The 19514-nt window shown below is 62.5% G+C and carries 17 protein-coding genes; 12 read left to right on the top strand and 5 right to left on the bottom strand.

Translation table 11 applies throughout. From position 1 onward, the window contains the following. Window positions 1-109 precede the first annotated feature (109 nt). A complete protein-coding gene (locus NCR98_RS00675) occupies window positions 110-1012 on the top strand; it encodes a DUF7164 domain-containing protein (RefSeq protein WP_250525284.1) in 903 nt (300 codons plus the stop codon). Between the two features lie 30 nt (window positions 1013-1042). On the opposite strand, the gene NCR98_RS00670 is transcribed toward NCR98_RS00675, so the two are convergent. Beyond that, complete coding sequence (locus NCR98_RS00670) at window positions 1043-1933, bottom strand: alpha/beta fold hydrolase (RefSeq protein WP_250525283.1); 891 nt, start codon at window positions 1931-1933, stop codon at window positions 1043-1045. A 226-nt stretch (window positions 1934-2159) separates the two neighbouring features. Between NCR98_RS00670 and NCR98_RS00665 the strand changes: the two genes are divergently transcribed. Further along, a complete protein-coding gene (locus NCR98_RS00665) occupies window positions 2160-3122 on the top strand; it encodes an NAD(P)H-dependent flavin oxidoreductase (RefSeq protein WP_250525282.1) in 963 nt (320 codons plus the stop codon). Window positions 3123-3205: 83 nt separating this feature from the next. On the opposite strand, the gene NCR98_RS00660 is transcribed toward NCR98_RS00665, so the two are convergent. Together NCR98_RS00660 and NCR98_RS00655 are read right to left on the bottom strand one after the other, a co-directional pair. After that, window positions 3206-4300 carry a porin gene (locus NCR98_RS00660; protein WP_244826773.1) on the bottom strand — a complete coding sequence of 365 codons (1095 nt, stop codon included), beginning with the start codon at window positions 4298-4300 and terminating at the stop codon, window positions 3206-3208. A gap of 512 nt (window positions 4301-4812) precedes the next feature. Then, the gene (locus NCR98_RS00655) at window positions 4813-5211 is read right to left on the bottom strand and encodes a hypothetical protein (RefSeq protein ID WP_244826772.1); all 399 of its coding nucleotides are present in this window, start codon (window positions 5209-5211) and stop codon (window positions 4813-4815) included. Between the two features lie 477 nt (window positions 5212-5688). Here NCR98_RS00655 and NCR98_RS00650 point away from each other — a divergent pair, with 477 nt between their 5' ends. The 9 genes from NCR98_RS00650 (at window position 5689) to NCR98_RS00610 (ending at window position 13372) form a co-directional block, all read left to right on the top strand. After that, the gene (locus NCR98_RS00650) at window positions 5689-6708 is read left to right on the top strand and encodes a bile acid:sodium symporter family protein (protein ID WP_250508459.1); all 1020 of its coding nucleotides are present in this window, start codon (window positions 5689-5691) and stop codon (window positions 6706-6708) included. 272 nt (window positions 6709-6980) lie between these two features. Next, the gene (locus NCR98_RS00645) at window positions 6981-8027 is read left to right on the top strand and encodes an acyl-CoA dehydrogenase family protein (RefSeq protein ID WP_250525281.1); all 1047 of its coding nucleotides are present in this window, start codon (window positions 6981-6983) and stop codon (window positions 8025-8027) included. Continuing rightward, the gene (locus tag NCR98_RS00640) at window positions 8015-8821 is read left to right on the top strand and encodes a PIG-L deacetylase family protein (protein ID WP_250525280.1); all 807 of its coding nucleotides are present in this window, start codon (window positions 8015-8017) and stop codon (window positions 8819-8821) included. The genes NCR98_RS00645 and NCR98_RS00640 overlap by 13 nt, the downstream gene beginning before the upstream one ends. Further along, a complete protein-coding gene (locus NCR98_RS00635) occupies window positions 8818-9426 on the top strand; it encodes a class I SAM-dependent DNA methyltransferase (RefSeq protein WP_244826768.1) in 609 nt (202 codons plus the stop codon). The genes NCR98_RS00640 and NCR98_RS00635 overlap by 4 nt, the downstream gene beginning before the upstream one ends. Window positions 9427-9620: 194 nt before the next feature. Continuing rightward, the gene (locus NCR98_RS00630) at window positions 9621-10622 is read left to right on the top strand and encodes a LacI family DNA-binding transcriptional regulator (protein WP_244826767.1); all 1002 of its coding nucleotides are present in this window, start codon (window positions 9621-9623) and stop codon (window positions 10620-10622) included. A 12-nt stretch (window positions 10623-10634) separates the two neighbouring features. Next, on the top strand, window positions 10635-11879 hold the full coding sequence (locus tag NCR98_RS00625) for an AGE family epimerase/isomerase (RefSeq protein ID WP_250462623.1): 1245 nt from the start codon (window positions 10635-10637) through the stop codon (window positions 11877-11879). Between the two features lie 5 nt (window positions 11880-11884). Then, the gene (locus NCR98_RS00620; RefSeq protein WP_250525279.1) at window positions 11885-12802 is read left to right on the top strand and encodes a carbohydrate kinase family protein; all 918 of its coding nucleotides are present in this window, start codon (window positions 11885-11887) and stop codon (window positions 12800-12802) included. Window positions 12803-12865: 63 nt separating this feature from the next. Then, window positions 12866-13087, top strand: a complete 222-nt coding sequence (locus NCR98_RS00615) for a hypothetical protein (protein ID WP_244828154.1) — start codon at window positions 12866-12868, stop codon at window positions 13085-13087. 42 nt (window positions 13088-13129) lie between these two features. Continuing rightward, window positions 13130-13372, top strand: a complete 243-nt coding sequence (locus NCR98_RS00610; RefSeq protein WP_244826764.1) for a hypothetical protein — start codon at window positions 13130-13132, stop codon at window positions 13370-13372. 7 nt (window positions 13373-13379) lie between these two features. On the opposite strand, the gene NCR98_RS00605 is transcribed toward NCR98_RS00610, so the two are convergent. Continuing rightward, complete coding sequence (locus NCR98_RS00605; RefSeq protein ID WP_250525278.1) at window positions 13380-14027, bottom strand: glutathione S-transferase family protein; 648 nt, start codon at window positions 14025-14027, stop codon at window positions 13380-13382. A gap of 234 nt (window positions 14028-14261) precedes the next feature. Between NCR98_RS00605 and NCR98_RS00600 the strand changes: the two genes are divergently transcribed. Further along, the gene (locus NCR98_RS00600) at window positions 14262-17837 is read left to right on the top strand and encodes an indolepyruvate ferredoxin oxidoreductase family protein (RefSeq protein ID WP_250525277.1); all 3576 of its coding nucleotides are present in this window, start codon (window positions 14262-14264) and stop codon (window positions 17835-17837) included. Window positions 17838-17861: 24 nt separating this feature from the next. Here NCR98_RS00600 and NCR98_RS00595 read toward each other — a convergent pair whose 3' ends face one another. Further along, a complete protein-coding gene (locus tag NCR98_RS00595; RefSeq protein WP_244826761.1) occupies window positions 17862-19181 on the bottom strand; it encodes a sensor domain-containing phosphodiesterase in 1320 nt (439 codons plus the stop codon). Window positions 19182-19514: the final 333 nt, after the last annotated feature.

Below are 19514 nucleotides of genomic sequence, written 5' to 3'. Positions count from 1 at the left end.
TCCCGTTACTATTTTTCCCGTGATCTAAGCGAGCAGAAGTGCCAAGTGCCGGCAAGCGCAGGCCAACTTCGCCGCTGGCACTAAATAAATGTATCGTTAAAGGTCTTTCTTGAATCAAGCACGAAAAGATATCGGCATACTGGTGTATGTAGACAATGTTCCGAGTAACATCGAGGAATTTGGCTGGCTCTATAAGAGCATCATCCATACAGGCTTGTTTGACCGAAGCACGTTAATTGTCGCGTGCCATCCGGAAGCAACATTTAAACTGCCGCGAGACAGTAATATAGTCGTTATTCCGAGCGTTCCTTATTCTCAGAAAAACAGCGAATGGTCGGATTATGGATACATCAATTCTGTCGCCAATCTCTGCGATAAAGCAGTTTTAGACGTTTGTCGGCAGTTCGATTACATTCTGAAAACAGATTGCGACACCTTTGTGACGCCCGCGCTGTCGAAGTTTCATCCTGCCGGCCTTTGCTTTGGTTTCGGAGCCTACGCATATGAGGCGTCGGTCCGACAGAAACTTAACGAATGCAGTGCCCGGTGGGGATTTCCTCATTCCGGCTTACACAATATCGGTGCGTCGGTGCTGGGGCCATCGACAATGGTGTGCGACTTCCTGCCGGCTCAAATGGACTGTTGCATCCGCCTGCTCGACGAGGAGTTCAAAGACTTCCGTGGAGAGTGGCCAGGCTGGTGCAGAAACGTGATCACCATGTATGCAGGAGAACTAGCGCTACGCCGCACGTATCCGCAGCGTTGCTCCATAGGACTTCTCGACCATTTCCCCTACGCGTCGCTTACGCATGGCAGCGATGTCCTGCATATTCATGCGTGGCAAACAGAAGAGTACTGGTCGAAATTGAAGTATCGCGAAGGCGCATACGATCACATTGCGCTGCAGGACATCGATAGGTCCACGCTGGGTGGGTATTGCCACTGGCTGGCGGCGTCCGATATAGAACAAGTCCGGGCCGAAGCCAACCAAGCACTTTCGAAGCATGCGTAAGGCCGCGCGCCTGGGATCATCGGCTCTTTGTCAGCAGAACTCTGCTTCGAAGAACGCACGCATCTCCACGAGTAACTCCTGCGGCACTTCCTCCGGCACGTAATGGCCGCAATCGAGCGCGCGGCCGCTTACGTCGCGCGCGACGCGCCGCCATTGACCAAGCACGTCAAACGCGCGCTCGAGCACGCCTTGCTCGCCCCACAGCACGCGCACGGGGCACGCTATCTTCACGCCGCGCTCGGTGTCGTCCCGGTCGTGTTCGAGGTCGATGCCCGCCGACGCGCGATAGTCCTCGCATGTCGCAAACACCGCATCGGGCGCGGCCAGCGCATCGCGATATGCCTGCAGCGCGTGCGGCGCGAACGGCGCGAGACCCGCACGGCCACGGCCCATCAAGTGTTCGATGAACCCGGTCGTATCGGCGCCGATCATCTTTTCCGGAAAGGGCGATGGCTGGTTCATCAGGAACCAGTGGAAATTAGCGCTCAACAACGCGCGGTCGGTCGCTTCGAACATCGCAAGCGTCGGCACGATATCGAGCAGCATCAGGCGATCGACGGCATCGGGAAAATCGATCGCCATCCGATGCGCGACGCGCGCTCCGCGATCGTGCGCGCACACAAGAAAACGTTCGAAGCCGAAGTGACGCATGACCGCGACTTGATCGGCGGCCATGGCGCGTTTGGAGTAAGGCGCGTGGCGTTCGTCGCTCGGCGGCTTGGCCGATGCGCCATAGCCGCGCAAGTCGGTGGCGATCACGGTGAAGTGCCGCGCGAGTTCATCGGCGCATGAATGCCAGATCTCGTGCGTTTGCGGATAGCCATGCAAAAGCAAAAGCGGCGGGCCGTCTCCGCCCTTCTCGCCGACGATCTTGACGCCCGCCGCATTCACGCGAAACGGCTCGTAGCCTCTGAAGGACATGGTGATTTCTTGTTCGTGGCGTAGCGGTCCATTGTAGGCGCGGCATTCCGAATGCTCGATGAGCAACGTGCACACAAACGGTGAAACCGAGGATTTCCTCGGGAATCGGAGGATGACAGGGCCGCGGCGCCTGTGCCTATAATCGAACGATCGTGCGTCTCAATTTAGCCGCTCGAAGACGACGCCCCAACCGTAAAATGAGTACGACATCCCGGAGACTCGCGCCATGGCACTTCCCGCCGTACTGCAGAACCTTGCATTGCCGGTCGTCGGCTCGCCGATGTTCATTGTCAGCTATCCCGAACTCGTGCTTGCGCAATGCAAGGCGGGCATCGTCGGTTCGTTTCCGGCGCTCAACGCGCGTCCCGCCGAATTGCTCGACGAATGGCTCACGCAGATTCAGGCATCGCTCTCCGAACACAAGGCCGCGAACCCGAATGCGGTCATCGGGCCGATCGCGGTGAATCAGATCATCCACCAGTCGAACGCGCGGCTCGAACAGGACGTGCGCGTGTGTGTCGAGCACAAGGTGCCGATCTTCATCACGAGCCTGCGCGCACCGGTAAAAGAAATGATCGATGCGGTGCATTCGTACGGCGGGATCGTGCTGCATGACGTGATCAACTTGCGGCACGCGCAAAAGGCGCTCGAAGCGGGCGTCGACGGGCTGATTCTCGTGGCGGCGGGCGCGGGCGGCCACGCCGGCACGATCTCGCCGTTCGCGCTCGTCGGCGAAGTGCGGCGCATGTTCGACGGCCCCATCGTGCTGTCAGGCTCCATCGCCAACGGCGGCTCGATTCTCGCCGCGCAGGCCATGGGCGCGGACCTCGCTTACATGGGCACGCGCTTCATCGCGACGCGCGAGGCGCACGCGCTCGACAGCTACAAGCAGGCTATCGTCGATGCCAACGCCGCCGACATTATCTATACGAATCTCTTCACCGGCGTGCATGGCAACTACATTCGCCAGAGTATCGTGAATGCGGGACTCGATCCCGAAGCGCTGCCGCAGTCCGACAAGACCGCGATGAATTTCGGTGACAGCGCGGCCAAGGCGAAAGCGTGGAAGGACATCTGGGGCGCGGGCCAGGGCGTAGGCCTGATGGACGATGTACCGAGCGTCGCGCAACTGGTCGCGCGCTTGCGTCAGGAATACGACGAGGCGAAGTCGCGTTTGCGGATCGGCTGAAACGCTCGTCGCAGAGATTCAGATGAAAAAAAGCGCGTTCCGGTGATTATCCGGAACGCGCTTTTCGTTTGCTGCCGCAAGACTCAGAACTTGGCGCGGATGCCGACGCCGAAGGTATCGCCCGAAGACATGCTCGTGTACTTGTCGTTCAGGTACGCGGCATAGACGTCGGTGCGCTTCGACAGCGGGTAGTCGTAGCCTACGGCCCAGCTCTTATGCGTCTGGTCCAGACCGCCGTTGCTGCGCGAATACGCATAGGACGCCATTACCAGGCCCGGGCCGAGCGGCACCGTCACACCGCCCTGCCCCGTGTTCACGTGGAACGTGCCGGGGTCGATGTCGTTCTTCGTGTACATGTACTGGGCGAAGAACTTCACGTACTTCAAGTCGTACGACGCACCCAACTGGGCAACGCTCTGGCTCTTGTAGCCGGGAATGGCGAAGGCGTTCGAGGTAACCAGATCGCCCGGCGTGTTGTTGAAGTTCACATATTGATAAACGCCGGTCGCGGCGAACGGGCCGTGGAAGTACAGGAACTGCGCGCTGTACTTCTTCGAGCGGCCATCGCCCGCGTTGTTGCCGAAGCTGTACATCGCGCTGCCGGACAAGCCGTTGAAGTCGGGTGTCGTGTACTGCAACGAGTTGTTCCAGCCCGAATCGCCCGTCACGCCCTGATCCGTCGTGTAGGTCGGGAACGTGCCCTGACCGAGGAACACGTGATAGACCATCGGCGAGAAGACATACGAGTCGACGAACGGGTTGAACAGAATCGTCGAAACGAACAACTGCGTCGTCAGGCGGCCAGCGGTGAACGTACCGATCGGCCCTTGAATACCGACATACGAGTTACGTGCAAAGAACGTGTCGCCCTGGAAGCGACCGTATTGGCCGTTCTGCGCGCGGAAGAAGCTTTCCAGGGTGAAGATCGCCTTGTAGCCGTTGCCCAGATCTTCGGCGCCCTTCAAGCCCCAGTACGACGTGGACATACCGCCGCCGCTCACATTCCAGGCGCGATCGCCGCCGGGAAACTTTTGTGCGCCGACCCATTCGTCGACCTGACCGTAAAGCGAGACGCTCGATTGCGCCTGCGCCGCGCCCGCGGCGAGAAAGCCGAACATGGCGGCGACTACGGTGGCCTTGACCGTGGTCTTCATCGCACGGTTGACGGTTGGCTTCATGAACTCTCCTGTCGTTTGTCAAAAATTGAATGCTTGGCGGGCGAGGAACGGTGCACTCGCCTCTTCTGTCGGCTAATGATTTCGGCGAGAGCGGTGTCGCTAGTGGAGCGGCACCATCTTTACGGACCATTTTTCCGGTCAAAAATGTTTTTGGTTATTGCGGGTATCACGGTTTGAATAGGCAGGCGCGCCTTTTCACGCTTCGATGCGCGTCGCTTCTCGCGTCAAAGCCGAATCGTTCCGAGCGGTCTTTATAGGAAGCCGAGCAACGGCGCGCCTTTGAAGGCGATGAAAGGGAAATCGAAACTGCTTTGGATTGCGAAATCCCGCGCAGGGCGCATTGTCCGTGCAGCGCGAAAAGAGAGGAATGTTTATGCGGTCACGAATGAACAACTGTGGCGTGATTGCGTCACCGTCACGGCGCAACTAGACGCGCAATTAATTTTTAGTTAACCACGAAGTTAACGCGCAAGCATTGCGGAATTGCAACAAGACGTCGCAGCAGATGAAGCTCAGTTGCGGAAGTTGGCGTTGCCGGAGGTGCGGCCGTCATCGACCGGGCGGCCGGGTTGACGTGGCAGGCTGCGCTCTTCGTTATAGCGGGCGATGTCCGCGCGAATGGAACCCGCGCCTCTGAGCGACGCCGCCTGTTCGGCGCGCGGCACGGGCCGCACTTCGGCGCTCACTGGCGTGAGACCGTCCTTGGCGGCAACCGGCGTATGGTGCAGCGACTGACGGCTGCTCGCGGAATCTTGAAACACCGCCGACGACAGCCATTCGACACGCGGACCGGCGAGCGCGAGCGAACCCGCGACCGCCAGCGAAGAGATCGCGGTGGCTGCAAGAAAGCGAGTCGTAGTGCGTATGCCGATGAGCGCCATGTCGAGAAAACAGCCAGTGTCCGACACCATTCCTGCCCGCTGGCGACGCAAAAAGAGAAGTCGACGCCCAACGGACAACCGGTCAAAGTCGGACCAATGGCGACGGCGAGGAGATCTCGCGCGCACTCGTCGACCGGCATGTTCCACAATTTATTTCGCCCGGCGTCGTCCGTCGAGCCAAAAAGTGTTAGGCCCGATTCATGGTTGTAACACCATGTTACGTCGGAGTTTTTCCGCTGCATCCTGCTGATTTGAAAGACAAATCGTCCGATGAAAAAAGTCGCTCACGGAGGATTTGCGCACTGTCGAAGTGACCAGTCTGGCGGCCCGGTTGATGCTTCTGCATCGAAGGAAAACAAGCGCGCTCATGCGCGGTGGTAATCAATCAATCCTGTAAATGAATTTGCCTTTTCAATCGCCTACGAGCGAAAATCATGGTTTTTACTGACTTGACGCGTGCGGCACCCGAACAATTCGGCCCGTAAGCACGAGTGCGAGATCCAACCGATGGCGCGGCCCAAACTTCTTCCTGATAACTTCACGCTGGCGCTCGTCAGCACGGTCATCCTCGCGAGCTTTTTGCCTTGTCGCGGCAACGTGGCCACGGCGTTCAACTGGATCACCAACGTTGCAATCGGGCTGCTGTTCTTTCTGCACGGCGCAAAGCTTTCCCGCGAGGCGATCGTCGCTGGCGCAACACACTGGCGGCTGCATCTGCTCGTTCTGTTGAGCACTTTCGTGCTGTTCCCGTTGCTTGGCTTCGCGCTCAAGCCGTTGCTCATGCCGCTTGTCACGCCTGCTCTCTACACCGGCATTCTGTTCCTGTGCACATTGCCCTCCACGGTGCAGTCGTCGATCGCGTTCACATCGATGGCAAAAGGCAACGTGCCTGCCGCCGTATGCAGCGCGTCGGCGTCCAGCCTGCTTGGCATCTTCATCACGCCTGCGCTCGTCGGCTTGCTCGTGACGAGCAATGGTGCGACAACGGGTTCGCCCTGGCATACGGTTGGCAGTATCGTCATGCAATTGCTCGTGCCGTTCGTGGCGGGGCAGTTGCTGCGTCCGGCTATCGGCAAGTGGATCGACCGGCGCAAGGCGGTGCTCAAGTTCGTCGATCAAGGCTCGATTCTGCTCGTGGTCTATGTCGCGTTCAGCGAAGCCGTAAACGAAGGCATCTGGCATTCGATTTCCGCTTCCACGCTTTTGGGCCTTCTCGTCGTCAACGTGCTGCTGCTCACCGTCGCGCTCCTGGTAACGGCCTTCACCGCGCGGCGTCTCGGTTTCAGCCGCGCCGATCAGATCACCATCATCTTCTGCGGTTCGAAGAAGAGCCTTGCTTCCGGCATTCCAATGGCGAAGGTGATTTTCGCGTCCCATACGGTTGGCGCGGTCGTGCTCCCGTTGATGTTGTTCCATCAAATTCAGTTAATGGTGTGCGCGGTCCTGGCGCAACGTTGGGGCGCGCGCAAGACCGCGGCTGAACCCCCGCGCGAAGGCAAGAACATCGCCGCAACCGCGCGGCGCTGACACGTCCATCATCGTTTCCCCGACAAAGGCCGCCTCGTGCGGCCTTTGTGCATTTGAACCCGTCTGATCGATACCGTCGACTCGGCCGGACGGCGTAAGTCGGATTTGCCTGACTCCTGTCCGGCGCTTTTGCTTATCCCGTCTGGCTGAATGGCGTCCGGGCATGTCGCTTGCCACACTCTTGTCCAAGTAATGCGCAAACGAGAACAGGAGATGTCCATGCGGAACGCTAGCGCCCTCCAGCACAGCGAAGATCGGGAGTGAGTCACGCCATGTCACTCGCCTCGGCCGCCGAGCCGCTTGTATCGGCATCCGCCCTGCAAGCATGTCTCGGAGATTTGTCTTTTCAGCGCGGCAACGCAGACGACACGGCTCGCGCCCTACGCGTTCTGATCGACGCGCGCCTCGACCGGCTGCCCTTGCCCGGACGCGGCGCCACGCGTGAGCGCTGGCGCGCGCTCGGCGCCGTCGCCGCTTTCGACCTCGCGCTCGTCAAACTGTACGAAGGCCATACGGACGCGCTCGCCATCCTCGCCGAACTCGACGAAGAGCATCACGCCTCGAACGAAGCGTGGGGCGTATGGGCCGCCGAGCCGCCGAACGCCCGCCTTGCGGCCATCGGCAACCCGGAGTCGGACGACGTGCTTCTTCACGGCGTCAAGGCGTGGTGTTCCGGTGCGGCTTCGGTGACACACGCGCTCGTGACGGCTTGGAACGAGCGCGGAGAGCCGATGCTCGCCGCCGTTGATATCCGCCAGCCGGGCGTCAAGGTGACGCGCGAAGGCTGGTTTGCCGTCGGCATGCAAGCAAGCGCGAGCGTCGATGTCCACTTCGACAACGTGCCTGCGCGGCGAATCGGCAAGCCGGGAAGCTATGTCGAGCGCCCTGGCTTCTGGCAAGGCGGCGCGGGCATTGCAGCGTGCTGGTTCGGCGCGGCGGCGGGCATTGCGCGCTTCGTCGAAAAGGGCGCGCGACGCGGCGCCGATCCGTACAAGCTCGCGCATCTCGGCGCCATCGACACCACGCTTTGCGCCACGGCCGCGCTGCTGCGCGAAACGGCGGCATTCATCGACCGCGAGCCGCAGGCCAACGCCATGCTCGCCGCCATGCGCGCGCGTCTGGCGGCCGAACGCTGCGCCGCGCATGTCATCGAGCATGCGGGCCGCGCGCTCGGAGCGGCGCCGCTCTGCCGCGACGATCACTTCGCTCACTTGATGGCGGATTTGCCAGTTTTCATCAGACAAAGCCACGCGGAACGCGACGAGGCATCGCTCGCGGAACATCTGCTCGAACGGGAGCCTGACTCATGGAAAGTTTGACGACGCAAGAGCCGAAGGCGCTCGCCGAAACCGGTGCGCCGGAGCACGACAGGGTAATCGAAGGGCGAGGCACGCCCGAGAAAAGCTGGCAGGACTGGGGCAAGCTGAGCGCGCTACCGGAAGTCGATCCCGCCCATCTCGTCCCGCTGGGCGGCCGCGCTGTCGTCGTGGCGCCACACCCGGACGACGAAGTGCTCGGTACGGGCGGATTACTTTCACGCCTCTCGGAATTAAGCCGAAACGTGTTGATCGTCGCCGTGACGGACGGCACCGCGAGCCATCCGGAATCGACCGAATGGACGCCGGATCGCCTTGCCAGCGTACGTCCGCAAGAAACGCGGGACGCCCTGCAGCGGCTGCATCTGCGTAACGCGCAAGTCGTCCGGCTGGGCTTGCCGGATGGCGGGGCGCGACAAATCGAAGCGGATCTATCAGTACTTCTGGCTAAATTTCTTCAGCCTGGTGACATCGTTTTCACTACGTGGCGGTACGATGGCCATCCCGATCACGAGGCCGTCGGGCGCGCCACGTGTCTGGCCGCGAACGAGCTTGGTTTGCCGTTTATCGAAGTGCCGCTTTGGACCTGGCACTGGGCGTCGCCGGACGATTCGCGCGTGCCGTGGAGCCGCGCGCGGCGCATCGCACTGGACGCGGCAACGCACACCAGGAAGCTTCGGGCCGTGCAAGCCTTCAGAAGCCAGACCGAGCCGGATAAGACGACCGGACAAGCGCCGGTTCTGCCCGAGCATGTCCTGGCCCGCCTGACGAGGCCCTTCGAAGTCATTCTCATATGAGCAACATCAACGATCCGAAGCAGTACTTTGACCAGCTTTACAAGGACAACGACGATCCCTGGAAGATCAGGAACCGTTGGTACGAACGCCGCAAGCGCGCGTTGACGCTAGCCACGCTTCCCAACGACCGCTACGCGCGCGCGTTCGAACCGGGCTGCGGCAACGGTGAACTAACGGCGCTGCTTGCGGCGCGCTGCGACGAAGTCGTCGCCACGGACATCAGCGCGGACGCCGTCGAGCTAACGCGGCAGCGCATCGCGCAATTCGACAACGTGACGGTCGAGCACATGCTGCTTCCGGACGCGTGGCCCGAAGGCAAGTTCGATCTCGTGCTCCTCAGCGAAATCGGCTACTACCTCGACGAGCCGCAGCTGTGGCATATCGTCGAACATGTGCGCCGCACGCTTACGCCGGACGGAACGGTCGTGGCATGCCACTGGCGAAAACCCATGGAAGGCTGGACGCATACCGGCGAAGACGTGCACGCGCGCTTGCGCGGTCGAATGGGCTTGCCACTCTTGTGCCACTACTGGGACGACGACCTTCTGCTCGACGTTTGGACGCCCGACAAGCGTTCGGTACACGAGCGCGAAGGCTCGATGTAAATATTTTCTGCTTTTTACTAAACAAACAAGAAGGCTTCAAACGCCATACAGCATTGGGCTTAGTGGTTTCCCCACCCTGTCCCCACGGTTTGTTTTGCGGTTTTTTACTATACAATCGCCGCAAAACGAATGTAGCCGGTTCGCGCTAAACACCGCGCGCGCCGCAGGAAATCCGCGGAGACAGAATCACCACGATGGCCACCACCATTCGCGATGTCGCGCGCGCGGCAAGCGTCTCGATCGGGACGGTGTCACGCGCGCTCAAGAACCAGCCGGGGCTGTCGGAAGCCACGCGCGTGCGCGTCGTCGAAGTCGCGCAGCAACTCGGTTACGATGCCGCGCAATTGCGCACGCGCATTCGCCGTGTCACGTTTCTGCTGCATAGGCAGCACAACAACTTCGCCGCCAGCCCGTTTTTCTCGCATGTGCTGCATGGCTTCGAGGAAGCCTGCCGCGAACATCGGCTCGTGCCGTCGGTATTGACCGCGGGTCCCACGCTCGATCTCGCGCAGCAAATGCGCCTGCACGCTCCCGACGCCATCGCGGTCGCGGGCTTCGTCGAGCCGGAACTGCTTGCGCATCTGCACTCGCTGGCGCGCCCCACGGTGCTCATCGACCTGCGCGCGCCGGGCTTTCGCTCGGTGAATATCGACAACGTAAGGGGCGCGTCGCTTGCAATGCAGCATCTGTTCGCGCAGGGGCGGCGGCGCGTGGCGTTCATCGGCGGGTCGCTCGCGCATTACAGCATCGCGCAGCGCGCGCTTGGCTATCGCAAGGCGTATTTCGATGCCGGCCTGCTGTTCGACCCAATGCTGGAACTCGTCACGCACCCTGGATCGCCTCCCGATCTCGCCGCCGCCGACGCCATGCAGCGGCTGATCGGCGAGTCGCGCGCGCAATCCATTCCTTTGCCCGACGCGGTTTTTGCCTATAACGATGCAGCGGCCCTCGCCGCCATGCGCGTATGCCTCGCGCACGGCATGCGCGTGCCGGAGGACATCGCCTTCGTCGGTTTCGACGATATCCCGGCCGCCGCGCAGAGCACGCCGCCGCTTTCGACCGTGACGGTCGACAAGGAAGCGCTCGGCCGTCGTGGCGTCGACTTGTTGCTGGAGGACAATGCGAACCCGCCGGGGCAGGCCGACACGCTGGTGGGCGTCGATTTCATCGCCCGCGCGAGCTCCGGCCAGATATGAGATGAGCGACACATGAACCTGACCGCATCCCCCGTGGAAACCGCGCCGCAAGCGAGCGTCGATTTCCGCAGCCGCGACTTCCTGCTCTCGCACGTGCGCGACACGCTCGCGTTCTACGCGCCCACCGCGCGCGACGAGTCAGGCGGCTTTTTCCACTTCTTCAAGGACGACGGCCGCGTCTACGACCGCACCACGCGCCATCTCGTCAGCAGCACGCGCTTCGTCTTCAATTACGCGATGGCTTATCGCCATTTCGGCGATCCGTCGTATCAGGATTGGGCGCGCCACGCGTTCCAATTCCTGCGCGACGCCCACTGGGACGCGAAGCACGAAGGCTACGACTGGGAAATCGAATGGCGCGACGGCCAGGCGAACACGCTCGACGGCACGCGTCATTGCTATGGCCATGCGTTCGTGCTGCTTGCTTGCGCGCACGCAGCCATGGCGGGCATCGACGAAGCGAAGCCGTTCATCGACGAGACTTTCGCGCTGATGGAGCGCCGCTTCTGGGACGCCGAAGCAGGTCTCTACGCCGACGAGGCCACGCCCGACTGGCAGTTGTCCGACTATCGCGGGCAGAACGCCAACATGCACGCGACCGAGGCGCTGCTCGCCGCGTATGAAGCCACCGGCCACGTGATTTATCTGGATCGCGCGGAGAAGATCGCGGGCAACATCACGCTGCGGCAGGCGAAGCTTTCTCACGGCCTCGTCTGGGAACACTTCAAGCGCGACTGGTCGGTGGACTGGCATTACAACGAATCCGACAGCTCGAACATTTTTCGTCCGTGGGGTTTTCAGCCGGGGCATCAGACCGAATGGGCGAAGCTGCTGCTGATCCTGGAGCGGCATCGCGCGCTGCCGTGGCTTGCGCCACGCGCCATCGAATTGTTCGATGCAGGCTTCTGCCGCGCCTGGGACGATCGTCATGGCGGCCTCTATTACGGCTTCGGCCCCGACGACACCATCTGCGATCACGACAAGTACTTCTGGGTGCAGGCCGAAAGCTTCGCGGCGGCGGCGCTGCTCGGCGCGCGCACGGGCCGCGAGCGCTTCTGGGACAGCTACGACGAACTCTGGCGCTATAGCTGGGAACACTTCGTCGATCACGAATACGGCGCGTGGTATCGCATCCTCACGTGCGACAACCGCAAGTACGGCGACGAGAAAAGTCCCGCCGGCAAGACCGACTATCACACCATGGGCGCGTGCTACGAAGTGCTGAACGCGCTCGGGTCCCATTCGACACAACGGTGACGCGCATGGCAACCGAGAAGACATCCGAGACCTTTCCGCAATTCGTTTCCGCAGGCGACATCCTCACGGACATGATCCGCACCGACGTGTCGAGCTGGCTTTCGCGTCCGGGCGGCGCGGGCTGGAACGTGGCGCGCGCGGTTGCGCGTCTCGGGTTGCCGACGGCGGCGGCCGGGTCGCTCGGCACCGATAATTTCTCCGACGATCTCTGGGACGCAAGCGTCGCCGCCGGCCTCGACATGCGTTTCCTGCAGCGAGTGGAACGTCCGCCGCTGCTCGCCATCGTCCACAAGACGCAGCCGCCCACTTACTACTTCATGGGCGAGAACGGCGCGGACCTCGCGTTCGATCCGTCGAAGCTGCCGCAAGGCTGGATGGAGCGCGTGAAGTGGGCGCATTTCGGCTGCATCAGCCTCGTGCGTCAACCGCTCGGCAACACGCTCGCCGCGCTCGCCGCGCAACTGCGTCAGCACGGCGTGAAGATCAGCTTCGATCCGAACTATCGCAACTTGATGGAGCACGGCTACGAGCCGACGCTGCGCAAGATGGCCGCCCTCGCCGATCTCATCAAGGTCTCCGACGAAGACCTGCACATGCTGTTCAAGGGCTTGTCCGAAGCGGACGCGCTCGCGCAAATCCGCGTGATGAACCCGCAAGCCACCGTGCTCGTCACGCGCGGTTCGGACGAAGCCACGCTTTATGCGGATGGCCAGGAATATCGCGCGCGGCCGCCGAGCGTCGAAGTGGCGGATACGGTCGGCGCCGGCGATGCGTCCATCGGCGGCTTGCTCTATAGCCTGATGGCGCGTCACGGCCAATGGCCCGATCACCTGAAGTTCGCGCTGGCGGCAGGCGCGGCGGCGTGCCGGCATTCGGGCGGGCATTCGCCATCGCTCGAAGAAGTGGAGGAGCTGCTCCGGTAGCACGGCGTCATACGCGTTCCATGACCGCGTGCTAGCATGATTTCGTCCTTGCCGGAGGCGCTCATGGAAGACACGACGTACACGAAAGGCATCTATACCGCGACGATCGGCGTGCGCGCCATCGACGGGGACAAGTATCAGGGTCTCGTCTCACTCGAACGCGACGACGGCGAAGACACCGAGCCGACACTCTACGAAGTGGAAGCCGCATCGGAGAACGAGCACGAAGCGCTGGAAGAAGCGCGCGCGCTTGCGCATCGAATTCTCGGGGAAATCGAACTGTAGGAGCAGCGGCGCGCCGCTGCTTATCCTGATCGGGAGGGCATCATGCCGGAGCAGGTCTTCCTTTATGGCGTCTACGCAATCCACGTCAAGCCGCTCGAGTTGCAAGGCGCGCGCTGGGATGCGGAGTACGAAATCCGTCATAACGACAAACCCGTGCAAGCGTGGTCCACGGTCGGCGGCGACGGCCTTGCCGATTCCGCCGCCGCGGTCGAGCTTGCGCATCGACGCGCGGTAGCGGACATCGAAGCCGGTGCGGGAATTCCTAAGCCGCGCACGTTTCCCTAAATCTCATTCAATGCGCGGGCGGCGTGATCGCGCCGGTATGCGGCCGTAACGCGAGCCGCTCCGCTTCCCGATGATCGATCGCCGCCGCGCGTTCATGACCATCGCGCGCCACCGCCCGTTCGACATAATCGAAGAGCACGCCCTGCGGCGCGATCAGCTTCGCCATGAACGCAATCTGCAGCGTGCTCGCCGCGAGGATGTCGGCGGCGCTGAACTGTTCGCCGAGCAGCCACGGGCCTTCTTCGAGCGCGCCTTCGATGGCGCGCTCCACGCGCGCCAGATCGCCCCATCCGAAGCTCACCGTGTTTCCTTGTGCGCCGGTCATGCGTTCGGCCATCGCGGGTTCGAGACATGAACCGGTGAAGAACATCCACTGCAGAAAGCGGCCGCGCAACGGGTCGTGCGGCGAAGCGCCGAGCTTCGTTTCCGGATAGCGATCCGTGAGATACAGCAGCAGCGCGCCCGACTCCGCCACCTTGACGTCGCCGTCTTCCAGCGCGGGCAGTTTCGACATCGGATTGACGCGGCAGAACGCGGGCTCGTTCTGTATGCCCGCGCGGATGTTCACGAATTCGAGGTCGTAAGGCACGCGCATTTCCTCGAGCATCCACAGCGCGCGAAAAGCGCGGGTCTTCGGCCAGTAATAGAGCTTCATCGGCATCCTTCTTGGGGCGATCGTCGGGCGTTCAGGTTAGACCCAAAGCATGCACGATCCCGCTTCGGGTATACGTGAGCACACCGGCAATCGAGAAGATTCCGCTCGGTTATCTCGAAATTAATCCAATTACTTTCCGAGAGAACGCGATAGTCGGGAAGTGCGCAAAAACTTTCCGCCTTCGACAGCGAAAAATGGAGACCTGCCCCGCGTACCTAAAAGAACGGAGACTCCATGAACGCGCGTGTTCCCGCTGACTCATTCGCCTCGCACTCTAAAGAACCGGCATTGTCGGGCTATCGACTGACCGACAACCTGAGCGCCACGAGCGGCCGCATCTTCCTTACCGGCACGCAGGCGCTCGTGCGGCTCGTCCTGATGCAGCGCGAACTCGACCGCGCGGCGAATCTCAACACGGCCGGTTTCGTGAGCGGCTATCGAGGCTCGCCGCTCGGCATGGTCGATCAGCAATTGTGGAAGGCGAAGAAACTGCTCGCGTCGCACGACGTGCGCTTTCTGCCCGCGATCAACGAGGAACTCGGCGGCACGGCGGTGCTCGGCACGCAGCGCGTTGAATCGGACCCGGAGCGCACCGTCGATGGCGTCTTCGCGATGTGGTACGGCAAAGGCCCTGGCGTGGACCGCGCGGGCGATGCGCTCAAGCACGGCAACGCCTACGGTTCTTCGCCGCATGGAGGCGTGCTCGTCGTCGCCGGCGACGATCACGGCTGCGTGTCTTCGTCGATGCCGCATCAGAGCGATCAAGCGATGATCGCGTGGCACATGCCGGTGGTGAATCCGTCGAACGTGGCCGACATGCTGGAGTTCGGTCTCTACGGCTGGGCGCTGTCGCGCTTTTCGGGCGCGTGGGTCGGCTTCAAGGCGATTTCAGAGACGGTCGAATCCGGCTCGACCGTCGATCTGGACGGCATCCGCCGTGACTGGCCAGCGCCGCAAGACTTCACGCCGCCGCCGGGCGGATTGAACAACCGCTGGCCCGATCTGCCAAGTCTCACCATCGAATCGCGCCTCGCCGCGAAGATAGAAGCGGTGCGGCACTTCGCGCGCGAAAACAGCATCGACAAATGGATTGCGCCGAGCCCGCGCGCCAACGTGGGAATCGTGACGTGCGGCAAGGCGCATCTCGATCTCATGGAAACGCTGCGCCGCCTCGATCTCACCATCGCCGATCTGGATGCGGCGGGCGTGCGCATCTACAAGGTCGGGCTCTCGTATCCGCTCGAAACGACGCGGCTCGAATCGTTCGTCGAAGGGCTCGCGGAAGTGCTCGTGATCGAGGAGAAAGGGCCGGTCATCGAGCAGCAGATCAAGGACCATCTCTACAACCGCGCGCAAGGTGCGCGTCCCGTCGTGATCGGCAAGACGGCGCAAGATGGCGCGCCGCTTCTGTCCGCGCTCGGCGAGTTGCGGCCCTCGCGCGTGCTGCCGGTGTTCGCGCAATGGCTCGCGCGTCACAAGCCCGCGCTCGATCGCCGCGACAAAGTGGTGGATCTCGTCGCGCCGCAAATTCTGTCCAATATCGCCGATGCCGTGAAGCGCACGCCCTACTTCTGCTCGGGCTGTCCGCACAACACGTCGACGAAGGTGCCCGAAGGGTCGGTGGCGCAGGCGGGCATCGGCTGTCACTTCATGGCTTCGTGGATGGAGCGCGACACGACCGGTCTCATTCAGATGGGCGGCGAAGGCGTCGATTGGGCTTCGCATTCCATGTTCACGAAAACGCCGCACGTGTTTCAGAACCTGGGCGACGGCACCTATTTCCACTCGGGCATTCTCGCGATTCGTCAAGCCGTGGCCGCGAAGACGAACATCACGTACAAGATTCTCTATAACGACGCCGTCGCGATGACCGGCGGCCAGCCCGTCGATGGCAGCATTTCCGTGCCGCAAATCGCGCGGCAAGTGGAAGCCGAAGGCATTGCGCTGCTCGTCGTGGTCAGCGACGAGCCCGAAAAGTACGACGGCCACGAAGATCAGTTTCCGCGCGGCACGACGTTTCATCATCGCGACGAACTCGATGCCGTGCAGCGCCGTCTGCGCGACACGCCGGGCGTCACCGTGCTCATCTACGACCAGACCTGCGCCGCCGAGAAGCGCCGCCGCCGCAAGAAAGGCGAATTTCCCGATCCAGACAAGCGGCTCTTCATCAACGAAGCGGTGTGCGAAGGTTGCGGCGACTGCGGCGTGAAGTCGAACTGTCTATCGGTCGAACCGGTGGAAACGGAGTTGGGAAGAAAGCGCCGCATCGATCAGTCGTCGTGCAACAAGGACTATTCGTGCGTGAATGGCTTCTGCCCGAGCTTCGTCACGCTCGAAGGCGCGAAGCTCAAGAAGGCGGAAGGCCACGCGTTCGATCCAGCCGAACTCGCGCGAAAGGTCGATTCCCTGCCCTTGCCGCAAGCGCACCTCGGCGCTGCGCCCTATGACATCCTGGTCACGGGCGTAGGCGGCACGGGCGTGGTCACCGTGGGCGCGCTCATCAGCATGGCGGCGCATCTGGAAGGCAAGAGCGCGTCGGTGCTCGACTTCATGGGCTTCGCGCAGAAAGGCGGCTCGGTGCTGTCGTTCGTGCGCTTCGCCGCGACCGATGCGCTTCTGAACCAGGTGCGCATCGACACGCAACAGGCCGACTTGCTGCTCGCTTGCGACATGGTGGTGGGCGCGAGTCCCGAAGCCTTGCAAACGGTGCGGCACGACAGAACGAAGATCGTCGTGAACACGCACGCTATCGCCAACGCGAGTTTCGTGCAGAACCCCGAGGCGAATCTTCACGCGGATGCGCTCATCGACAAGATGCGGCACGCAGCCGGGCCCCATGCCGCCGACGCGCTCCGAAGCTGCGATGCACAGGCGCTCGCCACGCGCTTTCTCGGCGACACCATCGGCGCGAACATTCTGATGCTGGGCTTCGCGTGGCAGTTGGGGCTCGTGCCGTTGTCGCACGCGGCGCTCATGCGCGCGCTCGAACTGAACAACGTGGCGGTGGCCGCGAACAAGCTGGCCTTCGCCATCGGACGGCTCGCGGCGGCGGATGCGAGCGCGCTGGAAGCGCTGGCGGCATCGAAGGAAAACAAGCGTGTCGCGATGGCGGACATGCCCTTGCGCGAGCTGATCCGCGACCGCGAGGAACGGCTTCTCGCGTATGGCGGCGCGAAGTATGTCGCGCGTTATCGCAAGCTCGTCGAGGCCGCATCGGGCGATGACGCCCTCACGCGCGCCGTTGCGGTCACGTTCTACAAGCTGCTCGCAGTGAAGGACGAGTACGAAGTCGCGCGCCTCTACACGGACCCGGCGTTTCGCGCCGCGCTCGCCGCGCAGTTCGAAGGCGCGGCCGGCGACGACTACACCGTGAAGTTCAATCTCGCGCCGCCCGCCATGTCACGCGCGCCGAAAAAGAAGGTGTTCGGTCAATGGATGTGGTCCGTGCTCGGCGGCTTGTCGAGATTTCGCGCGCTGCGCGGCACGGTGCTCGATCCGTTCGGCAAGACGCTCGAACGGCGCATGGAGCGTCAACTCGCCAGCGATTACGAACTCACGATGCAACGCGCGCTCGCCAACCGCGATACGCACAACGCGCAAGACGTGTTGGCGCTTGCCGCGCTCTTCGAACGCGTGCGCGGCTACGGTCACGTGAAGCTCGCCAGCCTCGCGATGGTCAAGCGCGGCGAACGCGATATCGCGGCGCGCATCGGCATTGAAGCGGCGACGGGCGACGCGGTGCGCGCGTCCATCGAAACGATGAAGGGCGCATCGAGCCTGAAGGGAATTCCGGTCGTCGTGGCGAAATGATCGGGACGTGTGACGCCTCGGCTCTCAGACGAGCTCGTCGTCCGAGATCCAGTCGATGTCGCCGCACAGCACGCAGCGCTTGCCGTCGAGCCGCGTCTCCACCGACAACGTGACGCAAGGCATCGCCTCGTTGATCGACAGATACGGCTTCGTCACGTGCACGCGCTCCGGCTCGCCGAGCGCCGCCCGAAAATACGGCCGGCGCAGCCAGTTCGCGCCTTGCGCGTCGATCAGCGGGAGAAATCGTGCTTCGTGCGCCGCGCGGTCGGCGCGCAGCACGACATTGCGGCCCGCCTGGCGACCGTTGGCGTCGAGCAGGAAGCAGCGGGCGGCGTTATCGAGCGCGAGGAAGTTCCAGCACACTTCGTCGAGCGGCTCGCCCGCCGCAAGCCGTTCCGCCGCGCGCTCGAAGGCACGCACGTAGGGTTGCAGACGCGTCGCCACGCGCCGTTCGCGCGCCTCGGTCTGCAAGCGGTAGCGCTCGGTGAGTTCGCCGATGACGGTTTTCGCGTGGTCGCCATCCGCGAGACCCGGATGCGGCCGCGCGAAGAAGAAGCCCTGCACGAAGTCCGCGCCGCTCGCAAGCGCCAATTGCGCCTCGTGTTCGGTCTCGACGCCTTCTATCAGCACGAGCTTGCCCGCTTCGTGCAGCAAGGACACGATGCCCGAAAGCACCGCTTCCATGTTCTGCCGCTGCTTGATCGTGCGCGACGACGAAGGCGCGTGCACGTTCTGCCCGGCGTGCGACAGCATCACGCGATCGAGCTTCACGATATCCGGATCGAGTTGCCAGATGCGTTCGATGTTCGTATGTCCGGCGCCGAAGTCGTCCAGCGCAATGAGAAAGCCCTGATCGCGGAACTGCTGCACGGCGAGCGCGAGCCGTTCCATGTCTTCGGCGCTCTGCTCCAGCACTTCGAGCACGACGCGGCGCGGCTCGATATGCAGCCGCTTGAGGTTGGCCATCAACGCGGCGGCGTGATACGGCTCGGTCAGCGCGCCGGGATGCACGTTGAGAAAGAGCCATTCGGTCTGCGCGCCCAGCATCTTGAAGTTTTCCAGATGCAGCGCCTGCGCCAGCCGGTCGATTAGCATGGCTTCGCCAATACGCGATGCCTGCCCGAAAACATCGACCGGAGGAACCGGACGATCGAGCGAGTCATGCGCGCGCAACAAGCCTTCGTAGCCGACCGCGCGCATATGCGAAAGGCTGAAGACCGGCTGGAAGACGCTCGAGAGCGTCAGGTCGCCATGTTCGACGGAATAGCGGTCGAAGCCCGAGGTCACGCCCAGTTCGAAGCTACGCGTGGTGACCGTCGCCTTTTCCGGATTCGCGATCACCATGTCCGTGCCCTCCCGCAAAACGCCGAATCTCTTGCCTGGCCAAGCCTGACCGGTCCCGCCCCGGCCCCGTCCAATACCGATTTCATAGAACAGCCCTCGTTGATCTGCCGGGAGTCTTGCGTCCCCCGTGGCTGACGATAAAGCAAGCTCCATGCGAGCAATGCATGTGGATTTGTCGGCGTTTTAGGTGGAATGTGCACCGCTATCAGGCGATTTCGCGTGCATGCGCACCTCCGCGGTGCGAGCGTCGTATATCACCGTATATCAACCCTGACCGGCTCACGCGATAAACTTTCGCGTCGCCCGAACAATGCTAGACGGCATCAAGGGCTT

Source organism: Caballeronia sp. GAWG2-1 (assembly GCF_023631405.1).
Classification (GTDB): domain Bacteria; phylum Pseudomonadota; class Gammaproteobacteria; order Burkholderiales; family Burkholderiaceae; genus Caballeronia.
The sequence above is the reverse complement of the archived record's forward strand: the minus strand, read 5'-3'. Positions and strand labels throughout refer to the sequence as shown.